The organism is Pseudomonas bharatica (genome assembly GCF_048586865.1).
Taxonomy (GTDB): Bacteria; Pseudomonadota; Gammaproteobacteria; order Pseudomonadales; family Pseudomonadaceae; genus Aquipseudomonas; species Aquipseudomonas bharatica.
Genome location: NZ_JBMAWR010000016.1, coordinates 1 through 18,043, shown reverse-complemented (window position 1 = coordinate 18,043; position 18,043 = coordinate 1). Strand labels below are relative to the sequence as shown.

Below are 18,043 nucleotides of genomic sequence, written 5' to 3'. Positions count from 1 at the left end.
GTTAGCCGGCTCTATATACCGATGGTTTGCACTTTGGACAGCGCGACGCTGCCCTGACCGGCGAGGTTGAGCATCATCTCGCCCCCTGTCTGGCTGATGGTGACGCTGCTGACGGTGGCCGGGAGCAGGGTGTACATCTCCATGGCCTTGCCGTCGACGGTGGTGGTCGCCTTGAACGAGTAGGTATCCGGCGAAACCACTTCACCCTTGTCGTTCTTGCCGTCCCAGACGAACGAGGCGTTGCCGGCCTTCTGTTCGCCCAGTTGCAGGGTGCGCACGGCGTTGCCGTCCTTGTCGGTGATGGTGACGGTGACGCTGCTGACCGACTGCGGCACCACTACCGAACCGTTGAGGCTCTTGGTGGTATCGACCACCGCCTTGTCGGTCTGGGCGATCACCGAGCGACCGACCAGGGACGAGGCCTGCAGGGCCTGGGACGATTTGTAGTTGCCGGAAATCGCATTGACCGACTCGTTCAGCGAGGTAATGCCCTCGAGGCTGCTGAACTGGGCGAGCTGGGCCACGAATTCGCTGTTGTCCTGCGGATCCAGGGGGTTCTGGTGCTGCATCTGGGTGACCAGGAGCTGCAGGAACGCATCCTTGCCCAGGGTCTGGCCGCCGGTGGAGCTGTTGGTGGCGGAGGCGACGCCGGTCTGCGAGGTACTCTTGGTCCCCGAGGCCTTGATGACGTCGTTGAGGTTCACCCCTGCTGTCGTATCGTTGACGCTAGCCATTGGCGTAATCCCTTATCACTGACCCAGGGTCAGTACTTTCTGCATCATGGTCTTGGCCGTGTTCATCAACTCGGCATTGGTCTGGAACGAACGACTGGCCGAGATCATGTCGGCCATTTCCTCGACCACGTTGACGTTCGGGTAGTAGACGTAGCCGTCCTTGTTCGCCGCCGGATGGTTCGGCTCGTAGCGCGCTTCGAGGTTGCTCTGGTCTTCGACCACACCGAGCACCTGCACGCCCTGCCCTGCTGCGTCCTGGTCCTGGAACAGCGACTGGTTGCCGTTCTGCGCCTGCTGGAAGGTAGTGGCGAACACCGGGTGGCGCGCGCGGTAGGTCTGGTCGATGCTCGACGAGACGGTCTCGGCGTTGGCGATGTTCGAAGCGACGGTGTTCAGACGGGTGGTCTGGGCGCTCATGCCGCTACCGGCGATGTTGAAAACACTGGCGAGGGACATGACTTACTCTCCGCGCAGGGCCGAAACCAGCCCTTTGAATTTACTGTTGAGCAGCGTGAAGCTGGCCTGGAAACCCACGGCGTTTTCCGCGTAGCTCGATTGCTCGAGCTGGGCATCGACGGTGTTCTGGTCGATCGAAGGCTGCATCGGCGTGCGGTACTGAAGCGACTCGTCGCTGAGGGTCACGCCCTCGGCCTCGATATGCCGGGCGTTGGTCCGGTCCAGGGCGAAATGGCCGCCCTTCTGGGCCTTCTCGGCTTCGGCGGCGAGCACCTTGGAGAAGTCCATGTCGCGCGCCTTGAAGTTCGGCGTATCGGCGTTGGCGATGTTGTTGGCCAGAACCTCGGCGCGCTGGGCGCGGAAGCTCAGGGCCTTTTCGTGGATACCGAGCGCTTTGTCGAAGCTGATGCTCATGTCGGGGAAACCTTCGAAGGTTGACCGGATGGTTCGTTGGCGATGAAACAGCAAGTCCCATGCCAAGAAGCGAAACCTCAATGAAACCGGGGTCTTTGCGGTTTTTCCGGAGGCGGCAATGCCAGAAAAGCGGCAACTGGCTGCCGCTGGCGGCGGAAAAAAGCGGCAAGGATAGGGAAAAAACGGCGTCAAAAAGGTGCCATTTCAATGGCAACTTCTTTAACATCCGCCCCGCTCGTTGCGTGGCACTTAGCCATTACCACCAACCAGGCCGTTGCCTCGCAAGGACAGCATCGTGATCTTCCAAGTAGTTTAAGGACTGAACCGTGGCCTCCATGCTTTTCCGCAAGACCCTGATCGCCCTGGCGGTGACCACCACTATCCTGCCGGCCCATGCCCAAACCGTGCAGCTGACCAATGCAGGCTTCCTGAGCCAACACCAGGAATTCACCGAAGACCTGGAGATAGTCGGCAGCTACACCGGTAGCGGGAACGAGGATCCCATCCAGCTCAATGGTTTCTATGTACATAAAGACCTGATCCTCAACGCCACGATCAACAGCTCCGGCGATTTCGCCGCTGGCCTGGACATGGACCTCTACGCAGACGAGACCACTGTCGCCATCAACAACGCGATCGACGGCAGCCTGATCAACAAAGGCAGCATCAGCGCGGTCGGCGGCGGCGCCAATGCCCTGCGTATCGACCCGGCGCTCATCGGCGGCAGCGTCATCAACGAAGGCTTGCTGTCAGCCAAGGGCGAACCGCTGCAGGACGGCGACGCGGTCGATATTGCCACCGGTATCGATGTCAGCGGCTCCACCTACATCGCGGGTGACCTGGTCAATGCTGCCAGCGGCAGGATCATCGTCAGCGGCGAGGACGCCACTGGCATCTACCTCACCGGCGGGCGGATCTTCGGCAAGGTCATCAACCAGGGCCGGATCGAAGCCACCGGAGAAGATGCTGTCGGCCTGGAAATCGCCGGCGGTTTCAATGGCCCGCTCTATGACCGTACCGACCTGGGCGGCATCGAAAACCACGGCATTATCATTGCCAACGGCGAGGACGCTACTGGCATCCGCATCGAAGCGGCCAGTTTCACCAGCTACGGCCCTCACATCGTCAATACCGGGACCATCCAGGCCCAGGACTCGGCCATTTACGTCAATGCCTATGACATCGACAGCGAAGCTCTCCAATACTCGCCGCTGCGCATCGTCAACAGCGGCAAACTGATTGCCGGCGAGGAGGCGGTGGACGCCAGCGCCTCACGCTTCGTTTTCGGCAACGACGTGTACCTCGAACTGCAAGACGGCAGCCAGGTCACCGGCAACCTGATCGACCTCGCCGACATCTACGTCACCGGCAATGTCGATTTCACCGGCACCAACACTGATGAAGACGGCTACAACATCCGCCTGAAGGATGCCAATTTCGACTGGTTGGATGTGGGCAGCGTTTCCGACAAAGCGCCTGCGCAGTTGAATCTGCTGGGCAAGCACACCAGTGTGGAAGGCAACCTCTACGTTGCCAGCAACTCGGCCCTGGGTTTGAACCTGTACCGCGATACCAACCCGGACAGCGCAGTCCTGAGCGTCACCGGCATTGCCCAGTTCGGCCAGGACGCACAGATCAAGCTGGCCGCCCAAGGCAGCGACTTCTCTGCCAACGGCACCCGGTACAAACTGATCCAGGCAGGCGAATTCCAGGTGTTGGACGCCAGCGGCGAGAATATCGACCCGAACGGCAAGCTGAACCTGACGAGCTCCTCCGCCCTGCTCAACATCGACAGCTACACGCTTGAAGACAACACCCTGGTCGCCACCGTGACCGCCAAGGGCCAGGAGCAAGTCGAGGAAATCGTCGTCGGCAACGGCGGCTCCGCCAACGGCCAGAAGGCCATCGGCAGCCTGGTCAACGATGGCGTGATCAACCGTATCCGCGAGCAGAACCCCAACGATCCCTTCCTGCAAACCCTGCTCAACACCAGCGAAGCCGACCTGGCCCGCATCGCCGAGCAACTGACTCCGGAAACCAACGGCGGCGCCACCCAGGCAGCCACCACCAGCCAGAACCTGGTCAGCAACGTCACCGGCAGCCGCACCAGCAGCCTGCGCGGCGCATCGTCGGGCGATGCCTTCAAGGAAGCCGGCGTGTGGGTGCAGAGCCTCTACAGCGACGCCACCCAGGACCTGCGCGACGGCGTGGCCGGCTACAACGCCTACAGCCGCGGTGTCGCCGTAGGTGCCGACGGCAAGCTGAACGACCAACTGACCTTGGGCCTGGCCTACAGCTTCATCAACACCGACGTGAACGGCAAAAGCGGCAACAAGACCGAAGTCGACAGCCACGCCTTCACCTTCTACGGCGGCTATGAGCTGGGCAACTACTTCGTCGACGGCAGCCTGACCTACGGCGTCAACGACAACGACAGCAAGCGCCGGATCGCCGGCACCCAGGCCAAGGCCAGCTACGACAGCGACCTGCTCGGCCTGAACCTGGTCGGCGGCTACACTTGGAAGATCAACCCGCAAATGCTGGTCGAGCCACGGCTGGCGGCGCGCTACAGCCAGGTGAACATCGATGGCTACCGCGAGAAGGGTTCGTCGGCCGCATTGAAAGTCGAGGACCAGCGCTACGAAGCCATCGAGCTGGGCGCCGGTGTGCGTGTTGCCGGCAGCTTCAACCTCGGCGCCGGCACCCTGGAGCCGCAGGTCAGGCTGATGGCCTACCACGACTTCGCCGCCGACGAGGCCAGCAGCACCTCGACCTTCCTGCTCGGCAGCACCCCGTTCGTCACCAGCGGCGCCAAGGCCGTGCGCAACAGCTACGAAGCCGGTATCGGTACTGACTACAAGCTGGGCGCAGTGACCCTGGGCGTGAACTACGACTACATCGGCAAATCGGGCTTCGATGCCGATGTGTTCAGCGCCAAGGTGCGGTACGACTTCTGATCGCCTGAAATGAAAAGCCCCCGGTCGTGAGGCCGGGGGCTTTTTCTTGGGCTAAAACACCGATCCCACTGGATCCACCGGACCTTGTGGGAGCGGGTTCACCCGCGATTACGGTGGTGTGCTCGCTGACGTAATCGCGGGTGAACCCGCTCCCACGGGGCCCGTGGCGTTACTTGGCCTGGTAGATGATCCCCGGGCTGCACTGCACCATCTGGTACAGATCCGGCAGGCCATTGAGTGCCTCGGACGCCCCGAGGAACAGGTAACCACCCGGCTTCAGCGTGGCATGGATGCGGGTGAGGATGTCCTTCTTCACCTGCGCCGAGAAGTAGATCAGGACGTTGCGGCAGAACACGATGTCGAACTTGCCCAGCGCGGCGTAGCTGTCCAGCAGGTTGAACGAGCGGAACTCCACACGGCTGCGGATCGGCGCCTTGATTGCCCAGCGCCCCGGCCCCTTCGGATCGAAGTAGCGCTGCAGGCGCTCCTGGGACAGGCCGCGGGCGATCGCCAGGCTGTCGTATTCGCCGGTCTTGCAGTTAGCCAGCATCGCGCCGGAGAGATCGGTCGCGACGATCTGCGCGCCCATCTTCAACTGGCCGACGTTGGTCCGCTCGAACTCGTCGAGGGTCATGGAAATCGAGTAGGGCTCCTGCCCGGACGAACAGGCCGCCGACCAGATGCGCAGGCGCTGCCCGGGGCTGTTGCGCAGCATCTCCGGCAATACCTTGTTCTTCAACACTTCGAAGGGATAGGTATCGCGGAACCAGAGGGTTTCGTTGGTGGTCATGGCGTCGACCACCTGCTCGCGCAAGCCGCTGCGCGGCTGGCTCTGGATGCGCTGCACCAGCTCGGTCAGCGTCTTGATGCCTTGCTGCTCCATCAGCTTGTTGAGACGGCTGGAAACCAGGTACTGCTTATTTTCGCCCAGCAGGATGCCACAGGCTTTTTCCAGGAAGACCCGGAACTGTTCGAAATCCAAATTACCCGTAGACAATGGTGCCGCCTCTTAAATCGTGTACAACGCCAGGGGCCTGCGCCCCCGGCAATTAGTGTGTGGCATTGATCCGGTCGACCACCCGCTGGGCCAGGTCGTCCGGACGGAACTTGGCGAGGAAGTCGTCGGCGCCGACCTTCTTCACCATGGCCTGGTTGAATACCCCGGACAGCGAAGTATGCAGGATGATGTGCAGGTTTTGCATGCGCGGATCGTTGCGGATCTCCGCGGTCAGCGTGTAACCGTCCATCTCCGGCATCTCGATGTCGGAGATCATCATCAGGAACTCCTCTTCCGGGCGCTTGCCCTCGTCGACCAGTTTCTTCAGGTATTCCAGCGCCTGGCGTCCGTCATTCAGCGCGACCACCTCCACACCGACCGTCTGCAGGCAGCGACTGACCTGCTTGCGCGCCACCGACGAGTCGTCCACGGTCAGCACCCGCAGCGAAACGGCCTTGCTGTGCACCTCGGCATTGACCACGCCGGTGGACACCGACTCGGAGGCAGGCGCCACCTCGGCGAGGATCTTCTCGACGTCGATGATCTCGACCATCTTGTTGTCGACCCGGGTCACCGCCGTGAGGTAGTGATCGCGCCCGGTGCCCTTGGGTGGCGGGTGGATCTCTTCCCAGTTCATGTTGACGATGCGCTCTACCGAGTGCACCAGGAAGCCCTGGGTCTTGGTGTTGTACTCGGTAATGATGACGAAGCTCTTGCTCGGGTCCTGGTTCTCCAGGGGAGGCAGACCCGTCGCCATCGCCAGATCCAGGATCGGGATGGTCGCCCCACGAATATTCGCGACACCGCGCACGACCCGACTGGCCTTGGGCAGAAGTGTCAGGCTCGGGCATTGCAGCACTTCCCGTACCTTGAACACGTTGATCCCGTACAACTGCTCGCCGCGCAGGCGGAACAGCAGCAGTTCGAGACGATTCTGTCCTACCAGTTGCGTGCGCTGGTTCACCGAATCCATTACACCAGCCATGCCAGACTCCTCAAACGAAGCATTAGGGCAGCGCGCAGATCGGCACGCGCCTTGCTTTTCTACTTTCATGAATACGAAAACGACATTTTTCCGACGCCTGCACCGCCATCTGCCCGGCTTCCTTGCTGCGCTGTGCCTGTTGACTCCCGGCGCTCGAACTCTGGCTGACACTTTCACCTTGCCTGAAGTGCTTATCGGTGTCACCCAGGGGTTTCTTGAGTTTTCCGTAGAAGACTATTTGCAAAAGAGCCAGACCGAAGGCCGCTACGAGATCCAGGTGAACAACCTCGACCCGCGGCTGCGCATGCCGCTGTGCAGCGAGCAGCTCGGCGCCAGCCTGGAAAGCCCGGCCCAGCCGTTGGGCCGGGTGACCGTGCGGGTGCGCTGTGATGGCAGTTCGCCGTGGACGGTATTCGTGCCGGCCCAGGTCAAGCTGTTCCGCGATGTCGTGGTGGTCAGCCGGCCACTCAAGCGTGACGCCGTGGTCCAGGAACAGGACGTGACCCTGCGCGAACGCGACGTCGGCCTGCTGGGCCAAGGCTTCCTCGCCAGCCTCGACCAGGCCATCGGACAGAAAGTCGTCCGACCAATGGTCATCGACCAGGTCATCACCCCCGTTCATCTGGAACAGGCCGAGGTGATCCGCAAAGGTGATCATGTGGTCATCATCGCCCGCAGTGGCACGCTGGCCGTGCGCATGCCCGGCGAAGCGCTGAGCAAGGGCGGGATGAGCGAGCAGATACGGGTACGCAACCTCAACTCCAAGCGGGTGGTCAAGGCCAGGGTAACCGGTCCCGGCGAGGTGGAGGTTTCCATGTGACCTTGTGACACAGGCCACCGCGCGACGAATCAGCGCTGGCGATCAGGAAGCGCATTTTCTAGACTGTGCGTATTACGGAATGACGACCTTGTCACGAATGCCTGTCAATTCGTGCCTAAAGTTTTTTTCGGGTTGGCCGAAAAAAGGGCAAGCGTCCTATTTCCGAGAGGTTTTCTGATCATGGTCATCGACTTCAGTCGTTTGAATAACTCCCCGTCAGTGACGGGCGGCCTGCGCACCGGCACCAGCCAGGAAAGCGCCGCCAGCAATCGCGCAGGCCAGTCCGACGCGGCAGCCGTTACCGCACAGAGCGGGGAGACCGTACACCTCAGCCATGAGGCCCAGCAGTTGCAACAGGTCAGCGACAAGCTGCGCGACCAGCCCATCGTCAACAGCGACCGCGTGGCCGCGTTGAAACAGGCCATCGCCGACGGTAGCTACCAGGTCGACGCCAACCGCGTGGCCAGCAAACTGCTCAATTTCGAAGCCCAGCGCTAGCCCTCGGCGCGCTGACTTCAAGGACGCCAAGACCAAGAGCCAGCCATGCACGATACGACCCTGCTGCAACTGATCGAAGAAGATATCGGCCCGGCCGAGCAACTGCTGCAGCTGCTGCGGGACGAATACGTCGCCCTGCACGGCCGTGACATGCCGGCACTGGAAGATATCCTGGCCTACAAGCAGTCGCTGGTAGTCCTGCTCGATCAGCACGGTCGTCGGCGCAGCGAGCTGCTCGCAAGCCTCGGCCTGACCCCGGATCGCGCCGGCGTCGAGGCCCTGGCCAGCCAGTCGCACCTTGGCCCGCAATTGCTCCAGCAACTCGACGTACTGGGCAACCTGCTCAACGAGTGCAAGGCGGTCAACGAGCGCAACGGCGAATCCATCACGCTTCAGCAGGCCACCACGGCCAACCAGATCAGAATCCTCATGGGCGGCGAAGCCCCTTCGCTATACGACAGCCGGGGCTCGACCTCGCCGCTTGCCAAGCCTCGTGCGCTCAGCCAGGCGTGACCCTCTATCAAGCCATAGCGCATACTGGCAAAATGCCTTGTGCGTGTGTCGTTTTTGCCTGGAGATTCATCAACCGTGTTCAATGACGTAGAAGCTCCGCAGCCTCCGAAGGTGTTCAACACGCCTTTGGAAATTGCCGCCAACCTGCGGATGCTGCAAGAGAGCCATGATCCGCTGATCATTACCTTCCATGAGCGCAGCCAGCGTTTCCAGAGCTACGTGGTCGAGGTCGACCGTGACAACAACGTCCTGGCCCTGGATGAAATGATCCCCCGCGACGGCGAGCGCTTCCTGGAAAACGGCGAGCCCTTTCGGGTCGAAGGTTTCCATGACGGCGTGCGGATCGCCTGGGAATGCAACCAGCCACTGACCATCGACTCTTCCGGCGACGTGCGCTGCTACCGCGGCACCCTGCCCGAGGAAGTGACCTACCATCAGCGCCGCAATGCCTTCCGTGCCGCCCTCAAGCTCTCGCAACTGGTCGACATCGTCCTTGACGGTGACAAGCTCAAGGGCGTGGGTGCCATCCGCGGCAAGCTTCTGGACATCTCTGCCACCGGCTGCAAGCTGCGCTTCGAAGGCAATATCGAAGAGCGCCTGCAACTGGGCCAGGTCTACGACAAGTTCGCCGCCAGCGGGCCCCTGAGCCTGACCCAGATGTCGGTGGAACTGCGCCATCTGCATTTCGAGGAGCGCCTGAACGCCACCTTCGCCGGCGTGCGCTTCCATAACCTGACCGGGCAGATGCAGCGCAAGATCGAGAGTTTCGTCTATCAATTGCAGCGCGAAGCGCGACGCTTCGACAAAGACGACTACTGACAGGAAAACGGGGACCGCATGCGGTCCCCGTTTCGTTTCAAAGCGGCTTGGCCGGTTCCTCGACCACCTGCCCGTCCTTGACCTCCCCCGCCTCGTCCTCGGCTTCGGTATCCTCGGCTGCGACCGGCGTCTGCATCTGTTCCTGGACCACCTGCTCGTTGACCCGCGGGTCGAGGGCAGCGGCCAGGGGCGAGCTGGCTGCCGGCATGGCCACGTGGGACAACGGCGCATCTTCCACCTGGTGCAACCCGGTGACCGCATCGGGACGAATGCGCCAGACCAGCACCAGGGCGAAGAAGGTGAAGAAGGCATAGAGCATCTGGTCGCCAAAGGCCTTCATCAGCACCCCTGCCGCCAGTGGCCCGATACTCGCGCCGACGCCATAGGTGACCAGCAGCATCGCCGTCAGCGAGACCCGCCGCTCGCTTTCCACGTGGTCGTTGGAGAACGCCACGGCCAGCGGGTACAGGCAGAACTGCAGCAGCGAGACCAGGAAGCCGGCCGCGAACAGCACCGCCATCGGCACCCCGGGCAGGATCGCCAACGGCAGCGAGGCGATCGCCAGGCCGATGGCCACGCTGCGGATCAGCACGGCACGGTCGTAGCGGTCCGACAACCAGCCCAGCGGCCACTGCACCAGCAGGCCGGCAAAGATGCATACGCCCATGAAGATACCCACCTGCTCGGTACTCAGGCCCTGCTTCGAGGCATAGAGCGGTGCCAGGCCATAGAACGAACCGACGATCAGCCCCGAGCCCAGCACCGTGCTCAACGACTGCGGCACCCGCTTGATAAAGAAACGCGGCTCCATCGGAGCCGGCCGCAGCGGCGCCGGGTGGATGCGCCGGGTCAGGGCCACCGGCACCAGGCACAGGGCAAAGCACATCGCCACCAGCATCAGCAGCTCGGGGCCCAGTTGCGGATGGACCACGAGGATCAACTGGCCCAGGACCAGGCCCAGGTAGGAGGCGATCATGTAGCCGCTGAACACCGCGCCACGATGCTTGGCATCGGCCTGCTCGTTGAGCCAGCTCTCGATGACCATGTACTGGCACATCATCCCGAGGCCGACGATGACCCGCAGGAACAGCCACGCCGGCAGGAAGCTGACCAGACCATGGCCCAGTACCGCGGCACCGACGATCCCGGCGCAGGTGGCATAGGCGCGGATATGCCCGACCCGGGCGATCAGGCGGTGACCGATCTTGCCACCCAGGGCAAGGCCGAAATAGTTGGCAGCCATCAGGGCACCGACCCACAGGCTGTCGACCTGGTCGGCGCTAAGGCGCAGGGCAAGGTAGGTGCTCAGCAGGCCGGAGCCGATCAACATCATCAGAGCAGCGAAGTACAACGCGCGAAAAGACTTCCAGATAGTGCGCATCAGCGTCCCGAACGACCTCTTGGGCTGGTGGAAAAACTGCGTGAAAGCATAAGTGATTATTCCCGCCGCGCGGCCGGCACCGGCGAAAAAAACAAAAGGCCGATTACGCCAGGAACCCGCGTAATCGGCCTTCTATTCCGTGGATTGCCGGTCAGGCCTGGGCCGCCAGCACGCGCCGCTCCCAAGGGGTGATCTCGTCGAAGAAGCTGGTCAGCTCCTGGGTCTTGGTGGCGATATAACCGGCGATGAACTCCTCGCCGAACAGCTCACGCGCCAGGCTGCTGCGCTTGAGGCGATCCAGCGCCGCATGCAGCGTGCACGGCAGCGACAGGTGATCCGGCACCGCGAACTCACCCTGGATCGCCGGGGCCGGTTGCAGGCCGTTCTCGATGCCATGCAGGCCGGCGGCGAGGCTGGCGGCGATGGCCAGGTAGGGGTTGGCATCGGCCCCCGGCAAGCGGTTTTCCACACGCCGGGCCACGGGTGAACTGGCCGGAATGCGCAGGCCGGCGGCGCGATTGTCCTCGGACCAGCAGGCGTTGTTCGGCGATGCGTAGGGATGGCACAGGCGCTGGTAGGAGTTGACGTTCGGGGCGAACAGTGCGGTGAAGTCGGCCATGCACGCCTGCTGGCCACCGATGAAATGCAGGAAGGTATCGGTGGGCTTGCCGCCGGCATCGCTGAAAACGTTCCGGCCGCTGCCAATCTCCACCACGCTCTGGTGAATGTGCATCGAGCTGCCCGGGGTATGTGCCAGCGGCTTGGCCATGCACACCACGGTCAGGCCATGCTTGAGCGCGACCTCCTTGAGCAGGTGCTTGAACAGGAAGGTCTGGTCGGCCAGCAGCAGCGGATCGCCATGCAGCAGGTTGATCTCGAACTGGCTGACACCCATCTCGTGCATGAAGGTATCGCGCGGCAGCCCGAGCGCTGCCATGCAGCGGTACACCTCCTGGAAGAACGGGCGCAGGCCGTTGTTGGAACTGACGCTGAACGCCGAATGGCCATCTTCGCGGCGCCCGTCCAGGCCCAGCGGAGGCTGGAATGGCCGGGTCGGGTCGGTGTTGGGCGCGAAAACGAAGAACTCCAGCTCGGTCGCCACCACCGGCGCCAGGCCGCGTGCGGCATAGCGGGCGATCACTGTCTTGAGCAGGCCGCGGGTGGACAGGCCGGAACGTTCGCCGCTCAATTCGTCGGCATCGCAGATGGCCAGGGCGCGGGGTTCGGCGCTCCAGGGCAGGCGGTGGATCTGCGCCGGATCGGCGACCAGCGCCAGGTCGCCATCGTCGCCGCCATAGAAGCGCGCCGGCGGGTAGCCGCCCATGATGCATTGCAACAGCACGCCTCGCGCCAGTTGCAGGCGTCGGCCTTCGAGGAAGCCCTCGGCCGTCATCACCTTGCCGCGCGGCACGCCGTTGAGATCCGGCGTAACGCATTCGATTTCATCAATGCCCGTCAAGCGCTCTTCCAGGGAACGCTGAACATTGGTCGTCATGACTCTGTCCTTGTTGTTTTCGCATGCCGGAAACGGCGACCCGGACAACATACTCAGGGGCTGTTCAAAATATCAAGCGGTGATGGCGGCGATTGATCGTGATTTTCTACACCCTGTTGATAGGACGCGGACCCTGTGGGAGCGGGTTCACCCGCGATTACGTCGGTGAATTCACCATCGTCATCGCGGGTGAACCCGCTCCCACAGGATAGGCGGTGCTCTTTCTAGCGTGGCTCTCGCAGGGTCAACCCATTGGCCGGCAACGGCAGCGCCGTCTTGTACCTGACCTGTTTCAAGGCAAAGCTCGAACGAATATTCGCCACCCCCGGCAACCGCGTCAGGTAATCGAGAAACCGCTCCAGCGCCTGGATGCTCGGCAACAACACCCGCAGCAGATAATCCGGGTCCCCGGTCATCAGGTAGCACTCCATTACCTCGGGCCGTTCGGCGATTTCTTCCTCGAAGCGATGCAGCGACTGCTCCACTTGCTTCTCCAGGCTGACGTGAATGAACACGTTGACGTCCAGCCCCAGTACCTCCGGCGCCAGCAAGGTCACCTGCTGGCGGATCACGCCGCATTCCTCCAGCGCCTTGACCCGGTTGAAGCAGGGCGTCGGCGACAGGTTCACCGAACGCGCCAGTTCGGCGTTGGTGACCCGCGCGTTTTCCTGAAGGCTGTTGAGAATGCCGATGTCAGTGCGATCCAGTTTGCGCATGAGATAAATCTTCCCGCCTTTTGTTCTTTTGCAGAATATTTATCCGTCCGCTCGAACAAAGGCAACGAACATCAGAAAAATATTCTTCCGGGGCCGGAATATCATTAAGACAAGACTGACTTCCCGGTCACAAGCCGGTCACAAGCCGGGTCCCAGTAGCTACTGCGTCAAAGCTCAACAAAAACACAAGACAGAGCGAGCGTAAAAAGCAATGAACGAGTACGCCCCACTGCGTTTGCATGTGCCCGAGCCCACCGGCCGGCCAGGCTGCCAGACCGATTTCTCCTACCTGCGCCTGAATGACGCAGGGCAAGTCCGCAAACCCGCCATCGACGTCGAACCTGCCGATACCTCGGACCTGGCCTACAGCCTGATCCGCGTTCTCGACGCCGAAGGCAATGCCGTAGGCCCCTGGGCCGAGGGCATCGACCCGCAGGTCCTGCGCCAGGGCATGCGGGCAATGATGAAGACCCGCCAGTTCGACAGCCGCATGGTGGTCGCCCAGCGCCAGAAGAAAATGTCCTTCTACATGCAGAGCCTGGGCGAGGAAGCCATCGGCAGTGCCCAGGCCCTGGCCCTGAACCGCAGCGACATGTGCTTCCCGACCTATCGCCAGCAGAGCATCCTGATGGCCCGGGAAGTGTCGCTGACCGAGATGATCTGCCAGTTGCTGTCCAACGAGCGCGATCCGCTCAAGGGTCGCCAGTTGCCCATCATGTACTCGGTGCGCGAGGCCGGCTTCTTCACCATCAGCGGCAACCTTGCCACCCAGTTCGTCCAGGCGGTCGGCTGGGCCATGACCTCGGCGATCAAGGGCGATACCAAGATCGCCTCGGCCTGGATCGGCGACGGTGCTACCGCCGAATCCGATTTCCATACCGCCCTGACCTTCGCCCACGTCTACCGCGCCCCGGTGATCCTCAACGTGGTCAACAACCAGTGGGCCATCTCCACCTTCCAGGCCATCGCCGGTGGCGAAGCCACCACTTTCGCCGGCCGTGGCGTGGGCTGCGGAATCGCCTCGCTGCGGGTGGACGGCAACGACTTCGTCGCGGTGTACGCCGCCTCGCGCTGGGCCGCCGAACGCGCCCGCCGCGGCTTCGGCCCGACGCTGATCGAGTGGGTCACCTACCGCGCCGGCCCGCACTCCACGTCCGACGATCCCTCGAAATACCGCCCCGCCGACGACTGGATTCACTTCCCCCTGGGCGATCCGATCGTGCGCCTGAAACAGCACCTGATCGCCAACGGCCATTGGTCCGAAGAAGAGCACCAGCAGGTCAGTGCCGAGCTGGACGCGGAAATCATCGCCGCGCAGAAGGAAGCCGAGCAGTACGGCACCCTGGCCGGCGGCCAGATGCCGAGCCCGGCCTCGATGTTCGAGGACGTCTACAAGGAAATGCCCGCGCACCTGCGCCGGCAGCGCCAGGAACTGGGGATCTGACATGAACGACCACAACACTTCCATCCAGGTTGAAACCGCCATGTCGACCACCACCATGACCATGATCCAGGCCCTGCGCTCGGCCATGGACATCATGCTCGAGCGCGACGACAACGTGGTCATCTACGGCCAGGACGTCGGTTATTTCGGCGGCGTGTTCCGCTGCACCGAGGGCCTGCAGAGCAAGTACGGCAAGTCCCGGGTGTTCGACGCGCCGATTTCGGAAAGCGGCATCGTCGGCACCGCCGTGGGCATGGGCGCCTACGGCCTGCGCCCGGTCGTGGAAATCCAGTTCGCCGACTACTTCTACCCCGCCTCCGACCAGATCGTTTCCGAGATGGCCCGCCTGCGCTACCGCTCGGCCGGTGAATTCGTTGCCCCGTTGACCCTGCGCATGCCCTGCGGCGGCGGTATCTACGGCGGCCAGACCCACAGCCAGAGCCCCGAGGCAATGTTCACCCAGGTCTGCGGCCTGCGCACGGTGATGCCATCCAACCCCTACGACGCCAAGGGCCTGTTGATTGCTTCGATCGAATGCGACGACCCGGTGATCTTCCTCGAACCCAAGCGCCTGTATAACGGCCCCTTCGACGGCCACCATGATCGCCCGGTAACCCCTTGGTCGAAGCATGCGGCCAGCGCCGTGCCGGACGGCTACTACACGGTGCCGCTGGACAAGGCGGCGATCACCCGTCCGGGCAACGACGTTACCGTGCTGACCTATGGCACCACGGTCTACGTGTCCCAGGTCGCCGCCGAGGAAACCGGCGTCGATGCCGAGGTCATCGACCTGCGCAGCCTGTGGCCGCTGGACCTGGAAACCATCGTCGAGTCGGTGAAGAAGACTGGCCGTTGCGTAGTGGTGCATGAAGCCACGCGCACCTGCGGCTTCGGTGCCGAGCTGGTGTCGCTGGTCCAGGAACATTGCTTCCACCACCTGGAAGCGCCCATCGAACGCGTCACCGGCTGGGACACCCCCTACCCGCACGCGCAGGAGTGGGCGTACTTCCCTGGCCCTTCGCGGGTCGGTGCGGCATTGAAACGGGTCATGGAGGTCTGAATGGGCACGCACGTCATCAAGATGCCGGACATCGGCGAAGGCATCGCGCAGGTAGAGTTGGTGGAATGGTTCGTCAAGGTCGGTGACACCATCACCGAGGACCAGGTGGTGGCCGATGTCATGACCGACAAGGCCACGGTGGAAATTCCTTCGCCGGTCTCCGGCAAGGTCCTGGCCCTGGGCGGCCAGCCCGGCGAGGTCATGGCGGTGGGCAGCGAGCTGATCCGCATCGAAGTCGAAGGGGCCGGCAATCATCAGGAAAGCGCCGGCAAGCCGGCACCGGTGGTTGCAGCAGCACCCGAGCCGAAACCGGCACCGGCTCCGGCAGCGGTGGAAGCGCCGGCGGCCAAACCGCACATCGCCGCCGCAGCGGTCGAGAAGGCACCGATCGTACCCCGTGGCGCCAATGAAAAACCCCTCGCCTCCCCCGCCGTGCGCAAGCGCGCCTGGGATGCCGGGATCGAACTGCGTTACGTCCACGGCAGCGGCCCGGCCGGGCGCATTCTCCACGAGGACCTCGACGCCTTCCTCACCCAGCCGACCCGCAGCGGCAACGGCGCCCCGGGCGGCTACGCCAAGCGCGAGGACAGCGAGCAGATCCCGGTGATCGGCCTGCGCCGCAAGATCGCCCAGCGCATGCAGGACGCCAAGCGCCGCGTCGCCCACTTCAGCTATGTGGAAGAGATCGACGTCAGCGCCCTGGAAGAACTGCGCCAGCACCTCAACGGCAAATACGGCGAAAGCCGCGGCAAGCTGACCCTGCTGCCGTTCCTGGTGCGCGCCATGGTCGTGGCCCTGCGCGACTTCCCGCAGATCAACGCCACCTATGACGACGAAGCCCAGGTCATCATCCGCCACGGCGCGGTGCACGTGGGCATCGCCACCCAGGGCGACAACGGCCTGATGGTGCCGGTGCTGCGCCATGCCGAAGCCGGCAGCCTGTGGCATAACGCCAGCGAAATTTCGCGCCTGGCCCAGGCCGCACGCAGCAACAAGGCCAGCCGCGACGAACTCAGCGGCTCGACCATCACCCTGACCAGCCTCGGCGCGCTGGGCGGTATCGTCAGCACGCCGGTGGTCAACACCCCGGAAGTGGCGATCGTCGGGGTCAACCGCATCGTCGAGCGGCCCATGGTGGTCAACGGCCAGATCGTCATCCGCAAGATGATGAACCTCTCCAGCTCCTTCGATCACCGGGTGGTCGATGGCATGGACGCCGCACAATTCATCCAGGCCGTGCGCGGCCTGCTCGAACAACCCGCCAGCCTGTTCGTGGAGTAAGCATGCAGACCCTGGACACCACCCTGCTGATCATCGGCGGCGGCCCCGGCGGCTATATCGCCGCGATCCGCGCCGGACAACTGGGCATCCCCACCATCCTGGTCGAAGGCCAGGCCCTCGGTGGCACCTGCCTGAACATCGGCTGCATTCCGTCGAAGGCGCTGATCCATGTGGCCGAGCAGTTCCATCAGACCGAGCTGCACAGCCGCAAATCCACGCTCGGCATCAAGGTCGCCACGCCAAGCCTGGATATCGGGCAGAGCGTGGCCTGGAAGGACGGCATCGTCGACCGCCTGACCACTGGCGTTGCCGCCCTGCTGAAGAAAAACGACGTCAAGGTGATCCACGGCTGGGCCAGGATCATCGACGGCAAGCTGGTGGAAATCGACGGGCAGGACCTGCGCATCCGCTGCGAGCACCTGTTGCTCGCCACCGGTTCCAGCAGCGTCGAATTGCCGATACTGCCGCTGGGCGGCGCGGTGATCTCCTCCACCGAAGCCTTGTCGCCCAAGGCCCTGCCCAAGCGCTTGACCGTGGTCGGCGGCGGCTATATCGGCCTGGAGCTGGGCATCGTCTACCGCAAGCTCGGCGTGGAGGTCAGCGTGGTGGAAGCCCGCGAGCGCATCCTGCCGACCTACGACGCCGAACTGACCCAGCCGGTGGCCGAATCGCTGAAGAAGCTTGGCGTGCAGCTGTACCTCGGGCACAGCGTCGAAGGCTTCGACGCCGCGACCAAACACCTGAAGGTGCGCACGCCGGATGGCGAGGAGTTGTCCCTGGAAACCGACCAGGTGCTGGTCGCCGTGGGACGTCGTCCGCGGACCAGAGGCTTCAACCTCGAAGCCCTGGACCTGAAGATGAACGGCGCCGCCATCGCCATCGACGAGCGCTGCCAGACCAGCATGCGCAACGTCTGGGCCATCGGTGACGTGGCAGGTGAGCCGATGCTGGCGCACCGGGCCATGGCCCAGGGCGAGATGGTCGCCGAACTGATCGCCGGCAGGCAGCGGGCCTTCGCGCCTGCCGCCATCGCGGCGGTGTGCTTCACCGATCCTGAGGTCGTGGTGGCAGGCAAGACCCCGGAAACTGCCAAGGAAGAGGGACTGGATTGCCTGGTGGCGCAGTTCCCCTTCGCCGCCAATGGCCGGGCCATGACCCTGGAATCGAAGAGCGGCTTCGTGCGCGTGGTGGCACGGCGTGACAATCACCTGATCGTCGGCTGGCAAGCGGTGGGCGTCGGGGTTTCCGAACTGTCCACGGCCTTTGCCCAGTCACTGGAGATGGGCGCGCGGCTGGAGGATGTGGCGGGGACCATCCATGCACACCCGACACTGGGTGAGGCGGTGCAGGAAGCGGCGCTGCGGGCGTTGGGGCATGCGCTGCATATCTAAAGCGGGACGCGGACCCTGTGGGGGGGGGGGGGGGGGGGGGGGGGGGGGGGGGGGGGGGGGGGGGGGGGGGGGGGGGGGGGGG

At 63.4% G+C, this 18,043-nt stretch carries 17 protein-coding genes; 9 read left to right on the top strand and 8 right to left on the bottom strand.

Features of this window, described 5'->3' with window-relative positions; genetic code table 11:
• Positions 1–11: 11 nt before the first annotated feature.
• From flgD to flgB, 3 genes are read right to left on the bottom strand one after another with little or no spacing between them, the layout of a single operon-like run.
• Positions 12–734 carry a flagellar hook assembly protein FlgD gene (gene flgD / locus ACKLLE_RS17895; protein ID WP_037061276.1) on the bottom strand — a complete coding sequence of 241 codons (723 nt, stop codon included), beginning with the start codon at positions 732–734 and terminating at the stop codon, positions 12–14.
• Positions 735–749: 15 nt separating this feature from the next.
• Positions 750–1,190, bottom strand: coding sequence for a flagellar basal body rod protein FlgC (gene flgC / locus ACKLLE_RS17890; RefSeq protein ID WP_064302498.1), 441 nt, complete (start codon positions 1,188–1,190; stop codon positions 750–752).
• 3 nt (positions 1,191–1,193) lie between these two features.
• Entirely contained in the window at positions 1,194–1,604 is a 411-nt protein-coding gene (gene flgB / locus ACKLLE_RS17885; protein WP_420058664.1) for a flagellar basal body rod protein FlgB, read from the bottom strand.
• A gap of 335 nt (positions 1,605–1,939) precedes the next feature.
• On the opposite strand from flgB, the gene ACKLLE_RS17880 reads away from it, so the two are divergent.
• Positions 1,940–4,561 carry an autotransporter family protein gene (locus tag ACKLLE_RS17880; RefSeq protein WP_420058709.1) on the top strand — a complete coding sequence of 874 codons (2,622 nt, stop codon included), beginning with the start codon at positions 1,940–1,942 and terminating at the stop codon, positions 4,559–4,561.
• A gap of 169 nt (positions 4,562–4,730) precedes the next feature.
• Here ACKLLE_RS17880 and cheR read toward each other — a convergent pair whose 3' ends face one another.
• Positions 4,731–5,558: a protein-glutamate O-methyltransferase CheR gene (cheR, locus tag ACKLLE_RS17875; RefSeq protein ID WP_009402946.1), complete on the bottom strand. Its 828-nt coding sequence runs from the start codon at positions 5,556–5,558 to the stop codon at positions 4,731–4,733.
• Positions 5,559–5,610: 52 nt separating this feature from the next.
• Positions 5,611–6,543, bottom strand: coding sequence for a chemotaxis protein CheV (locus tag ACKLLE_RS17870; RefSeq protein WP_009402947.1), 933 nt, complete (start codon positions 6,541–6,543; stop codon positions 5,611–5,613).
• A gap of 67 nt (positions 6,544–6,610) precedes the next feature.
• On the opposite strand from ACKLLE_RS17870, the gene flgA reads away from it, so the two are divergent.
• The 4 genes from flgA to ACKLLE_RS17850 all read left to right on the top strand — a co-directional run bounded on the left by flgA (position 6,611) and on the right by ACKLLE_RS17850 (position 9,193).
• The gene (flgA, locus tag ACKLLE_RS17865) at positions 6,611–7,363 is read left to right on the top strand and encodes a flagellar basal body P-ring formation chaperone FlgA (RefSeq protein WP_420058663.1); all 753 of its coding nucleotides are present in this window, start codon (positions 6,611–6,613) and stop codon (positions 7,361–7,363) included.
• A gap of 180 nt (positions 7,364–7,543) precedes the next feature.
• Positions 7,544–7,861: a flagellar biosynthesis anti-sigma factor FlgM gene (gene flgM, locus ACKLLE_RS17860; protein WP_009402949.1), complete on the top strand. Its 318-nt coding sequence runs from the start codon at positions 7,544–7,546 to the stop codon at positions 7,859–7,861.
• Positions 7,862–7,906: 45 nt separating this feature from the next.
• Positions 7,907–8,374 (top strand): flagella synthesis protein FlgN, encoded by a 468-nt coding sequence (locus ACKLLE_RS17855; protein ID WP_009402950.1) that lies wholly within the window; start codon positions 7,907–7,909, stop codon positions 8,372–8,374.
• Between the two features lie 75 nt (positions 8,375–8,449).
• Positions 8,450–9,193 (top strand): flagellar brake protein, encoded by a 744-nt coding sequence (locus ACKLLE_RS17850; protein ID WP_009402952.1) that lies wholly within the window; start codon positions 8,450–8,452, stop codon positions 9,191–9,193.
• Positions 9,194–9,230: 37 nt separating this feature from the next.
• On the opposite strand, the gene ACKLLE_RS17845 is transcribed toward ACKLLE_RS17850, so the two are convergent.
• From ACKLLE_RS17845 to bkdR, 3 genes are all read right to left on the bottom strand, one after another.
• Positions 9,231–10,574, bottom strand: coding sequence for an MFS transporter (locus ACKLLE_RS17845; protein ID WP_064302492.1), 1,344 nt, complete (start codon positions 10,572–10,574; stop codon positions 9,231–9,233).
• A gap of 151 nt (positions 10,575–10,725) precedes the next feature.
• Entirely contained in the window at positions 10,726–11,967 is a 1,242-nt protein-coding gene (locus ACKLLE_RS17840) for a glutamine synthetase family protein (RefSeq protein WP_420058708.1), read from the bottom strand.
• 326 nt (positions 11,968–12,293) lie between these two features.
• Positions 12,294–12,785 carry a Bkd operon transcriptional regulator BkdR gene (gene bkdR / locus ACKLLE_RS17835; protein ID WP_420058662.1) on the bottom strand — a complete coding sequence of 164 codons (492 nt, stop codon included), beginning with the start codon at positions 12,783–12,785 and terminating at the stop codon, positions 12,294–12,296.
• A 211-nt stretch (positions 12,786–12,996) separates the two neighbouring features.
• On the opposite strand from bkdR, the gene ACKLLE_RS17830 reads away from it, so the two are divergent.
• From ACKLLE_RS17830 to lpdA, 4 genes are read left to right on the top strand one after another with little or no spacing between them, the layout of a single operon-like run.
• On the top strand, positions 12,997–14,229 hold the full coding sequence (locus tag ACKLLE_RS17830) for a 3-methyl-2-oxobutanoate dehydrogenase (2-methylpropanoyl-transferring) subunit alpha (RefSeq protein ID WP_420058661.1): 1,233 nt from the start codon (positions 12,997–12,999) through the stop codon (positions 14,227–14,229).
• Position 14,230: 1 nt separating this feature from the next.
• Positions 14,231–15,289 carry an alpha-ketoacid dehydrogenase subunit beta gene (locus ACKLLE_RS17825; RefSeq protein WP_064302489.1) on the top strand — a complete coding sequence of 353 codons (1,059 nt, stop codon included), beginning with the start codon at positions 14,231–14,233 and terminating at the stop codon, positions 15,287–15,289.
• Positions 15,290–16,570, top strand: coding sequence for a dihydrolipoamide acetyltransferase family protein (locus tag ACKLLE_RS17820; RefSeq protein WP_420058660.1), 1,281 nt, complete (start codon positions 15,290–15,292; stop codon positions 16,568–16,570).
• 2 nt (positions 16,571–16,572) lie between these two features.
• Positions 16,573–17,961: a dihydrolipoyl dehydrogenase gene (gene lpdA / locus ACKLLE_RS17815; RefSeq protein WP_420058659.1), complete on the top strand. Its 1,389-nt coding sequence runs from the start codon at positions 16,573–16,575 to the stop codon at positions 17,959–17,961.
• Positions 17,962–18,043 lie beyond the last annotated feature (82 nt).

Excerpts from the sequence above, each read along its gene's own strand:
- flgD (WP_037061276.1), bottom strand. The coding sequence starts at position 734 with ATGGCTAGCGTCAACGATACGACAGCAGGGGTGAACCTCAACGACGTC.
- flgC (WP_064302498.1), bottom strand. The coding sequence starts at position 1,190 with ATGTCCCTCGCCAGTGTTTTCAACATCGCCGGTAGCGGCATGAGCGCC.
- flgB (WP_420058664.1), bottom strand. The coding sequence starts at position 1,604 with ATGAGCATCAGCTTCGACAAAGCGCTCGGTATCCACGAAAAGGCCCTG.
- ACKLLE_RS17880 (WP_420058709.1), top strand. The coding sequence starts at position 1,940 with ATGCTTTTCCGCAAGACCCTGATCGCCCTGGCGGTGACCACCACTATC.
- ACKLLE_RS17870 (WP_009402947.1), bottom strand. The coding sequence starts at position 6,543 with ATGGCTGGTGTAATGGATTCGGTGAACCAGCGCACGCAACTGGTAGGA.
- flgA (WP_420058663.1), top strand. The coding sequence starts at position 6,611 with ATGAATACGAAAACGACATTTTTCCGACGCCTGCACCGCCATCTGCCC.
- flgM (WP_009402949.1), top strand. The coding sequence starts at position 7,544 with ATGGTCATCGACTTCAGTCGTTTGAATAACTCCCCGTCAGTGACGGGC.
- ACKLLE_RS17855 (WP_009402950.1), top strand. The coding sequence starts at position 7,907 with ATGCACGATACGACCCTGCTGCAACTGATCGAAGAAGATATCGGCCCG.
- ACKLLE_RS17845 (WP_064302492.1), bottom strand. The coding sequence starts at position 10,574 with ATGCGCACTATCTGGAAGTCTTTTCGCGCGTTGTACTTCGCTGCTCTG.
- ACKLLE_RS17840 (WP_420058708.1), bottom strand. The coding sequence starts at position 11,967 with ATGACGGCCGAGGGCTTCCTCGAAGGCCGACGCCTGCAACTGGCGCGA.
- bkdR (WP_420058662.1), bottom strand. The coding sequence starts at position 12,785 with ATGCGCAAACTGGATCGCACTGACATCGGCATTCTCAACAGCCTTCAG.
- ACKLLE_RS17830 (WP_420058661.1), top strand. The coding sequence starts at position 12,997 with ATGAACGAGTACGCCCCACTGCGTTTGCATGTGCCCGAGCCCACCGGC.
- ACKLLE_RS17825 (WP_064302489.1), top strand. The coding sequence starts at position 14,231 with ATGAACGACCACAACACTTCCATCCAGGTTGAAACCGCCATGTCGACC.
- ACKLLE_RS17820 (WP_420058660.1), top strand. The coding sequence starts at position 15,290 with ATGGGCACGCACGTCATCAAGATGCCGGACATCGGCGAAGGCATCGCG.
- lpdA (WP_420058659.1), top strand. The coding sequence starts at position 16,573 with ATGCAGACCCTGGACACCACCCTGCTGATCATCGGCGGCGGCCCCGGC.